Source organism: Mycobacterium sp. IDUB_37, from assembly GCF_055419245.1.
Genome location: NZ_JBVAXG010000007.1, coordinates 242,161 through 251,133 on the forward strand (window position 1 = coordinate 242,161; position 8,973 = coordinate 251,133).

Here is an 8,973-nt window from a genome sequence, read left to right on the forward strand (position 1 = left end):
GCGGAATTGGCTGCCGCTCCTATCGCAGCGATACCCGCCCGAAGGCCACCCAAACTCTTGCTATCTCAATTGGCGACGCTGCGCAGCGCGTCGAGCAGTGGTTCGGCAGCTTCCTTGAGGAACTGCTCCTGGGTTTCGCCGCCGATCTGGATGAGTGCGATATCGCTGAAGCCGGCTTCCCAGTACGGGCGCGTCGCCTCCACGATCGCGTCCAGATCCGGCCCGCAGGGGATGCTGTCGGCCACATCCTCGGGCCGGACGAACTGTGTTGCCCCGGCAAATCCTGCGGGGGTGGGCAAGTCCGCGTTGACAGACCAGCCGCCCGCGAACCAGCGGAACTGGTCATGCGCGCGTTCGATGGCCGCGTCGCGGTCGGGATCCCAACAGATCGGCAGCTGCCCGATCACCCGGTCGACGCCGGGCAAGCCGCGACTTTGGCGCGCAGCGAGCCAAGAGTCCACCAGATCTCTGTCGGGTTGCACCGCTACCAGGTGATCGGCCAGGTTGGAGAGCTTCTCGACACCTTTTGCGCCCGCCAGGGCCACTGCGATGGCCGGGGGCGCTTCGGGCAGGTCCCACAAGCGAGCGGAATCCACCTGGAAGTATTCGCCGCGGAAGTCCACAGTTTCGCCGCCGAATAGCTCGCGAATGATCTTGATCGCCTCGCGCAGCATGTCCTGACGACGTTCGACGGTAGGCCATCCCTTTCCGACGACGTGCTCGTTGAGATTCTCGCCGCTGCCGAGGCCGAGGGTGAATCGCCCGTCGGCAAGGATCTGCACGGTAGCCGCCTGCTGCGCGACGACAGCCGGGTGATATCGCATCGTTGGGCACGTCACATAGGAGTACAAGTCCACACTTTCGGTGGCGTGCGCTACCGCGCCGAGCACTGCCCACGCATTGGGAGCATGGCCCTGCGAAGCCAGCCACGGCGAGAAATGATCACTACATACTTCGAAGTCGAAGCCTCGTTGCTCGGCCGAAACAGCATCACGCACAAGCTCTTTCGGACCGCTCTGCTCCGTCATCAAGGTGTAACCGAACCGTGGCATACCCGACGGTTACCCGGGCGGGCCGGCGGCAAACGACGCTGCCGACGCCGTCCGTTCCTGATCAGGACGGTGCGGGGTCCTCTCTCGCTTCGCCGTACCCCGGTGGGCGCGCCGTGCGCGCTAGGGACTAGTGGGCGGCTCGAGCGGCTCGGGCGCCGCAGGCGGCACAGGCGGCGCGGGTGACGCGGGCGGCGGTGAGCCCGCCCGGCCAGGTGCAACGGCTCCATGCAGGCAGTCCTTGTACTCCTGACTACCTGGGGCGTTGTCGAAGCCACAGCTGCAATCGTGAACTTGAGCAGCGGTGGGAAGCGAATTGCAATAGTCGCTATCGGCCGAGGCCGATGGCGTGGTCCACATGACACCAGCGGCCAAGGCAGCCGCTGCGGTCATCAATACTCTCGTCTTCATCTTGGAATCCCTTATCTCTGGTAGACGACAGCGCTCTCGCGCCGCTGCCTCGTTAGCCGAATCGTAAGACCATTCAAGGAAAGTCGCAGCCCAGGAGGGTTCTGCGGTCTCACGATCAAGGCGCGACAGCGGGTCAGAGCCGGTCTTTGACCGCAGCCGACAATCGCGAGCCGTCCGCCTTGCCCTCGGCGATTCCCGTGGCCACCTTCATCACCAGCCCCATCTGCTTCATGGATGGCCGCTGCCCGATCGATTCGGCCACCTGCGCGATCGCGGTTTCGACCACATTGACGACTTCGGCGTCGGTGAGCGGCGTCGGCAGGTAGTCGTCGATGATGCGCGCCTCGGCATGCTCGTTCGCGGCGAGCTCGCCCCGGCCGTTCTGCGTGTAGATCTCGGCCGCCTCGCCACGCTTGCGAGATTCTTTGGCCAACACCTTGAGCACCTCGTCGTCGGAGAGCTCCCTGGCCGCCTTGCCCGATACTTCCTCGGTCTGGATCGCCGCGAGCACCATGCGCAGCGTTGCCGTGCGCAACTTGTCCTGGGTCTTCATCGCCTGGGTCAGGTCCGACCGGAGCCGGGATTTGAGTTCCGCCATCTCTGAGACGCTACGCGCCGCTACGCTCGGCGAACGCGACCCTGAGGTGCCACGGACACCTAAAGTGAGAGAAGCACGGAACGCCGACAGGATGGATCACATGACGCACGACGACAGCCGCTGCCTACGGTGAGCACGCTGCCGCCTGACGCCCCGGGCGACTCCGGCCACGGGACTGCTGAAGACGGGTCACCCCCGGCCTATGACGCGCTCCCCGCGTACGCCCCGCCCCCGGCGTACGCCCCGCCCCCCGCATACGGGCCGCCGCCGGCGTACGGAGGCGCGCAGCCCGGCTACGGTCCGCCGCCCGGTTACGGTCCGCCGCCCGGCTACGGCCCGCCGCCCGGCTACGGTCCGCCGCCCGGTTACGGTCCGCCGCCCGGCTACGGCCCGCCTCCCGGTTACGGTCCGCCCCCCGGCTATGGCGCACCTCTCGGCTATGGCGCACCCCAAGGCATGCCATTCGGGCCGCCGCTCATCCCCGGCGCGGTCAAACCCGGCATCATTCCGCTACGGCCCTTGACCCTGAGCGATATTTTTAACGGCGCGGTCGGCTACATCCGCGCCAACCCGAAGCCGACGCTGGGCTTGACCGCCCTGGTCGTGATCGTCATGCAGGTCATCTCGTTGCTGGCCACGATCGGTCCGCTCACCGCCGCTAGCAACATGGAGTCGAACCGGTCCGAAGCCAGCCTGGCCGCGCTGGGTGGATGGACAGCGTCGCTGGGCGGCAGCGCACTAGTCAGCTGGCTGGGCGGCATGCTGCTCAGCGGCATGCTGACCGTCATCGTCGGCCGTGCCGTGTTCGGTTCCCCAATCACTATGAGCGAAGCCTGGGCCAAAGTCCGCGGTCGGATACTCGCGCTGCTCGGTCTGGCGTTGCTCGAAGGCGTCGGCCTGGCGGTGGTCGTCGGTCTGGTCGTGGTGATCCTGATCGGCGTAGCGACGGCCGCCAGTACCGGCGCGGCGGTGCTGCTGGGATTCGGGTTGTTTTTCGTGGTCGCCGCAGGGCTGGCGTACGGCTACACCACATTGACGTTCGCCCCGGTGCTGATCGTGCTGGAGAGGATGCCGGTCTTCGACGCCATTACCCGCTCCTTCGCGCTGGTCCGCAACGCCTTCTGGCGGGTTCTGGGCATCCAGTTGTTGGCGTCCCTCGTCGTCGGCATTGTCGGTGGCGCGATCTCGGCTCCATTCAGCATCGTCGGCCAGGTCCTGCTGGTGGGCGGGTCGTCGAGCACCACGATGCTTTTGGTCGGCACCACGCTGACATCCATCGGAGGCGCCCTCAGCCAGATCGTCACAGCGCCGTTCGTTGCGGGCGTCGTCGTGCTGCTATATGCCGACCGGCGGATTCGCGCCGAGGCGTTCGACCTGGTGCTGCAGACCGGTGCGGCCGGCGGGCCCGCCGCGGTGGAATCGACCGACAATCTCTGGCTCACGCGGTCGTACTAGCGGATTGGTCAGCTGACAATGCCATCTATCGACATCGATCGCGATGCAGCGCACGAGGCCGCCCAGCGCGAACTCAACAAACCGATTTATCCGAAGCAGTCGGTGACCAACATGATCATGGACAAGATCAGCGAGTTCTTCATGCGACTGCTGCAGAAGAGCTCGCACATATCGGGCGGCTGGTTCACCGTCACCGTGCTGTTGATCTTGGTCGTGATCGGACTGATCGTCGCCGTGCATATCGCGCGTCGCACCATGGTGACCAACCGCGGTGGCGACTACGAACTGTTCGGCGTCGGCCAGTTGACCGCCGCCCAGCACCGGGCGACAGCCGAAAACTTTGCGGCCGAAGGCAATTGGGCCGCGGCCATCAGACACCGGTTACGTGCGGTGGCGCGCGAGCTAGAAGAGACGGGCGTGCTGACCCAGGTTCCGGGCCGCACCGCCAACGAACTGGCCACCGACGCCGGCGAGGCTTTACCTCACCTAGCCGGTGAATTATCGCAGGCAGCAACCGCTTTCAACGACGTCACCTACGGCGAGCAACCCGGCACCCAGGCCGCCTACCAGATGATCGCCGACCTCGATGACCACTTGCGTTCGCGATCCACCGCCGCATCGGCGGTAGCGCAATCCCCGGCGCCGGACTCGTGGGCGCAGATCCGGTGACCACCACCCGTCCCGCATCCACCCCCGTCCGGCAACGACGCCCATGGCGTGGGGTCCTGCTCACGCTGATCGCCCTCGCGATCATCGCGTCGATCACGACCTACCTGACCGCACCGCGACCCGGCGGAACGATGGATCCGGAAGCCACCAGTCCGATGGGCGCCCACGCACTCGTCACGCTGTTGAGCGAGGGCGGCGTCGATGTCGTCGTCGCCAAGTCCGTCGCCGACGTCGAGCAAGCTGCACGCTCCGACACCCTCCTGGTGATGGCGCAAACCCAGTACTTGACCGACAACAGACTGCTGGACCGGATCGCCCACGTCCCAGGGGACCTCTTATTGGTAGACCCCACCTCTCGGGCACGCACCGCGTTAACGCCCCGCCTGCGGGTGGGAACTGCCAACAAGTTCGAAGATCAGCCGAATTGTTCACTGCCGCAAGCTAATCGAGCTGGTGTGGCCAGCCTTGGACCGAGCGACTCTTACCGGACCAAGAGCGACCTGAACTTGGTCAGCTGCTACGGCGGCGCACTGGTCAGCTACCGGGACGCCGGCAGGACGGTCACCGTCGTCGGGACCAGCCACTTCATGACCAACGAGGGCCTGCTCGAAGAGGGCAACGCTGCGTTGGCGATGAACTTGGCAGGCTCGCGCCCCCGGGTGATCTGGTTCGCGCCTCAACGCGTGGAGGGACACACCACCGAGCCGGGATCGATCATGGACATGATTCCGGAGAACGTGACATGGATCGTCTGGCAGCTGTGGCTGGTCGTGCTCCTGGTGGCTCTCTGGAAGGGCCGGCGGATCGGCCCGCTGGTAGCCGAGGAGCTGCCCGTCGTCGTACGCGCATCCGAGACGGTCGAAGGCCGCGGCCGGCTGTACCGATCCCGACGGGCACGGGACCGCGCCGCCGAGGCACTACGCACCGCGACGCTGCAACGGCTGGTACCCCGTCTCGGCCTCGGGCCCAGCGCGGACCCGCCCGCGATAGTGATGACGGTCGCCGAACGCAGCGGGACTGACTGGACCGTCATCCAGCATCACCTGTTCGGGCCACCACCGGCCGACGACAACGACCTACTACACCTAGCCCGCGCGCTCGACGACATCGAAAGGCAGGTCACCCACTCGTGACGCAGTCTCCCCCCGGCCCGCAAACCCCGCCCGCCCAGTCCCCGCAGGCAGACAAAGCCCGCGAGGCATTGCTGGGATTGCGCACTGAGATCGCCAAGGCCGTCGTCGGACAGGACGGAGTGATCAGCGGTCTGGTGATCGCGCTGCTGTGCCGCGGCCACGTGCTGCTGGAAGGCGTCCCAGGGGTGGCGAAGACCCTGATGGTCCGCGCCCTGGCCGCCGCCCTGCAGCTCGAGTTCAAGCGGGTGCAGTTCACCCCGGACCTGATGCCCGGCGACATCACCGGATCGTTGGTCTACGACACCCACACCGCCGAGTTCGCCTTCCGGCCCGGCCCGGTGTTCACCAACCTGCTGCTGGCCGACGAGATCAACCGCACCCCACCCAAGACGCAGGCCGCACTGCTCGAAGCGATGGAAGAACGCCAGGTCAGCATCGACGGCGACCCCAAACCGCTGCCCGACCCGTTCATCGTCGCCGCGACGCAGAACCCGATCGAGTACGAGGGCACCTACCAGCTACCCGAGGCCCAACTCGACCGTTTCCTGCTGAAACTGAACGTGACGCTGCCACCACGCGAGGCGGAGATCGCCATCCTCAATCGGCACGCCCACGGCTTCGACCCGCGCGATCTGTCCGCGATCACGGCGGTGGCCGGGCCGGCTGAATTGGCGGCCGCGCGCGAGGCGGTGCGTCAGGTGCTGATCGGCGACGAAGTACTCGGATACATCGTCGACATCGTCGGAGCCACCCGCTCCTCCCCCGCGCTTCAATTGGGGGTCTCACCGCGTGGCGCGACCGCACTGCTGGGGACTGCACGTTCTTGGGCCTGGCTGTCGGGACGGAATTACGTCACGCCCGATGACGTGAAGGCCATGGCAAGGCCGACGTTGCGGCATCGGATCATGCTGCGTCCGGAGGCCGAGCTCGAGGGCGCCACACCCGATGGCGTCCTGGACGGAATATTGGCCTCGGTTCCGGTGCCCCGCTAGTGATCCTCACCGGGCGCACGGGATTGATGGCGCTGATCTTTGTTTTGCCGATCGCGGTATCCCCCTGGCCGGCAAGCGCTTTCGTCGGACTGCTGATGGCCTTGGTGCTAGCGGTGAGCGTTGACATCGCGCTGGCGGCGAGCCCCCGGAAACTCCGGCTGACCCGGTCGCCGGATAGTTCAGCCCGGCTGGGTCAGCCGGTTGAAGCCGGCCTACTGATTCACAACGATGGCCGACGCCGGTTCCGCGGCCAGGTGCGCGACGCGTGGCCGCCCAGCGCGCGCGCCGAGCCACGCAGTCACCGACTGGTCATTGCCGCCGGCCAGCGACAGCACGTCGACACCCTCCTGCGGCCGATTCGGCGTGGCGACCAGCGTGCGGCGTTGGTGACGGCGAGGTCGATCGGCCCCCTTGGATTCGCGGGACGGCAGAGTTCACAGGCGGTGCCGGGTCAGGTCCGGGTCCTGCCGCCATTCCTGTCCCGCAAGCACCTGCCGTCACGACTGGCGAAACTCCGCGAGATCGACGGGCTGCTGCCCACGCTGATCCGCGGTCAGGGCACCGAGTTCGACTCGTTGCGCGAGTATGTCGTCGGCGATGACGTCCGCTCGATCGACTGGCGGGCGAGCGCACGTCGCACCGACGTCATGGTGCGAACCTGGCGTCCTGAACGCGACCGCCGCGTGGTGATCGTGCTCGACACCGGGCGCATGACGGCGGGGCGCGTCGGCGTCGACCCGACTGCGGCAGATCCTGCCGGGTGGCCCCGGCTGGACTGGTCGATGGACGCCGCGCTGCTGTTGGCGGCGCTGGCGTCGCGGGCCGGTGACCACGTCGACTTCTTGGCCCACGACCGGGTGAGCCGGGCCGCGGTCTTTGGGGCATCGCGCACCGAACTCCTCGCCCAGTTGGTAGTCGCAATGGCTCCGCTACAGCCGACGCTCATCGAGTCCGATTGGCGGGCAATGGTGGCCACCATCTTGCGTCGGACCCGGCGGCGGTCGCTGGTGGTGTTGTTGACCGACCTGAACGCGACCGCCCTGGACGAGGGCCTGTTGCCGGTGCTGCCGCAGTTGTCAGCCAAACACCACGTGCTGGTTGCCGCCGTCGCCGACCCGCGCGTTGACCAACTGGCCGCTGGACGTTCGGACGCTGCCGCGGTGTACGACGCAGCAGCCGCGGAGCGATCCCGAAATGAGCGGCGCGCGATCGCATCTCGGCTACGGCGCAATGGCGTGGAAGTGGTGGACGCGCCGCCTACCGAGATCGCGCCCGGGCTTGCCGACCGTTATCTGTCGATGAAGGCCACCGGCCAGCTGTAATCGGCCGCCCATCGTGAATCCTGCGACGCCTTGACGGCGTGTCTCGTCGTGAGATTCACCATCGGCGCGCGCTCAACTGGTGGGGACGAAGTCGGGAGCGTCTTCCATATCGCCGGTCTCGCCGGCGGCTACTGCGCGACGCCCGAAGTACACGACGTAGGACAAAAACGCGACCTCGGCGATCACTCCGATAGCGATGCGCGCGAACGTCGGCAACGGCGCCGGCGTCACCATCGCTTCGATCAGCCCCGAGACCAGCAAAACACCGACCAACCCGACAGCAACAGAAACGACTCCGCGTCCCTCTTCGGCCAGCACCTGCCCGCGCGGCCGGTCACCGGGCGAAATCACCGACCATCCCAGCCGCATCCCGACTGCCGCGGCCAGGAACACCGCCGTCAACTCAAGCAATCCGTGCGGCAGCAGCAAACCCAACAGTAAGCCACCCTTGCCGGCCTGGAACATCAATCCGGCAATCACTCCCACATTGGCGGCGTTCTCGAAAAGCACGAAAGGTATTGGCAGCCCCAGCACCACCGACATCGCGATGCACTTGGCGGCCACCCATGAATTGTTCACCCAGACCTGTAACGCGAAGGCCGCTGCGGGGTGCTCGCTGTAGTAGGACTCGACGTCGTGATTGACCAATTCGTCTATGTCGGCGGGTGTTCCGATGACGGACTGCACCTCCGGGCTGCCCGCCACCCAGACGGCCATCACCACCACGACGGCGAAGAAGATGACCGCCGTCGCCAGCCACCAGCGCCAGGCCCGATACGCGACGACCGGGAAAGACACCGTCCAGAAGCGGACGAACGTGCTGGTCAGTGGCGCGTGGGCGCCGGTAACGGCGGACCGTGCCCGGGCGACCAGGCTCGAGAGCCGACCTGTCACCAGCGAATCGGAGGACACCGATCGCAAGATCGACAGGTGCGTGGACACACGTTGGTAAAGCTCGACCAGTTCATCGATCTCGGCGCCGGTCAGCGAGCGGCGCCTTTTGATCAACTGGTCGAGGCGATCCCAGGTGCTTCGGTGGGTTAGCAAGAACGCGTCGACGTCCACCTGCGCAGCCTACCCAGCGGCGATCGCAAGGCTCGACCGCGGCGATCGCGAGGCTCGGCGAAAGCCGAGTCGAAGCGGGTCGCCGCAATGGGCACCGCGGCGATCGCGAGGCTCGGCGAAAGCCGAGTCGAAGCGGGTCGCCGCAATGGGCACCGCGGCGATCGCAAGGCTCGGCGAAAGCCGAGTCGAAGCGGGTCGCCACAATGGGCACCGCGGCGATCGCAAGGCTCGGCGAAAGCCGAGTCGAAGCGGGTCGCCACAATGGGCACCGCGGCGATC

General features: G+C 66.7%; 8 protein-coding genes. 5 read left to right on the top strand and 3 right to left on the bottom strand.

Annotated features, from left to right (window positions below):
- Positions 1–65 precede the first annotated feature (65 nt).
- Both ACZY1I_RS23155 and ACZY1I_RS23160 read right to left on the bottom strand, forming a co-directional pair.
- Positions 66–1,052: an LLM class F420-dependent oxidoreductase gene (locus tag ACZY1I_RS23155; protein ID WP_463757704.1), complete on the bottom strand. Its 987-nt coding sequence runs from the start codon at positions 1,050–1,052 to the stop codon at positions 66–68.
- 541 nt (positions 1,053–1,593) lie between these two features.
- A complete protein-coding gene (locus ACZY1I_RS23160) occupies positions 1,594–2,058 on the bottom strand; it encodes a GatB/YqeY domain-containing protein (RefSeq protein ID WP_463757707.1) in 465 nt (154 codons plus the stop codon).
- A 120-nt stretch (positions 2,059–2,178) separates the two neighbouring features.
- Here ACZY1I_RS23160 and ACZY1I_RS23165 point away from each other — a divergent pair, with 120 nt between their 5' ends.
- From ACZY1I_RS23165 to ACZY1I_RS23185, 5 genes are read left to right on the top strand one after another with little or no spacing between them, the layout of a single operon-like run.
- A complete protein-coding gene (locus tag ACZY1I_RS23165; RefSeq protein WP_463757959.1) occupies positions 2,179–3,513 on the top strand; it encodes a DUF7847 domain-containing protein in 1,335 nt (444 codons plus the stop codon).
- Positions 3,514–3,531: 18 nt separating this feature from the next.
- Positions 3,532–4,182: a DUF4129 domain-containing protein gene (locus ACZY1I_RS23170; protein ID WP_463757709.1), complete on the top strand. Its 651-nt coding sequence runs from the start codon at positions 3,532–3,534 to the stop codon at positions 4,180–4,182.
- Positions 4,164–5,315 (top strand): DUF4350 domain-containing protein, encoded by a 1,152-nt coding sequence (locus ACZY1I_RS23175; protein ID WP_463757713.1) that lies wholly within the window; start codon positions 4,164–4,166, stop codon positions 5,313–5,315. Before ACZY1I_RS23170 ends, ACZY1I_RS23175 begins: the two co-directional genes overlap by 19 nt.
- Complete coding sequence (locus ACZY1I_RS23180) at positions 5,312–6,307, top strand: AAA family ATPase (RefSeq protein ID WP_463757716.1); 996 nt, start codon at positions 5,312–5,314, stop codon at positions 6,305–6,307. Before ACZY1I_RS23175 ends, ACZY1I_RS23180 begins: the two co-directional genes overlap by 4 nt.
- Positions 6,307–7,629 (top strand): DUF58 domain-containing protein, encoded by a 1,323-nt coding sequence (locus ACZY1I_RS23185; protein ID WP_463757718.1) that lies wholly within the window; start codon positions 6,307–6,309, stop codon positions 7,627–7,629. Before ACZY1I_RS23180 ends, ACZY1I_RS23185 begins: the two co-directional genes overlap by 1 nt.
- A gap of 72 nt (positions 7,630–7,701) precedes the next feature.
- On the opposite strand, the gene ACZY1I_RS23190 is transcribed toward ACZY1I_RS23185, so the two are convergent.
- The gene (locus ACZY1I_RS23190; RefSeq protein ID WP_463757721.1) at positions 7,702–8,694 is read right to left on the bottom strand and encodes a stage II sporulation protein M; all 993 of its coding nucleotides are present in this window, start codon (positions 8,692–8,694) and stop codon (positions 7,702–7,704) included.
- Positions 8,695–8,973 lie beyond the last annotated feature (279 nt).

Coding starts and splice junctions, on each gene's coding strand:
- ACZY1I_RS23155 (WP_463757704.1), bottom strand. CDS start 1,052: ATGCCACGGTTCGGTTACACCTTGATGACGGAGCAGAGCGGTCCGAAA.
- ACZY1I_RS23160 (WP_463757707.1), bottom strand. CDS start 2,058: ATGGCGGAACTCAAATCCCGGCTCCGGTCGGACCTGACCCAGGCGATG.
- ACZY1I_RS23170 (WP_463757709.1), top strand. CDS start 3,532: ATGCCATCTATCGACATCGATCGCGATGCAGCGCACGAGGCCGCCCAG.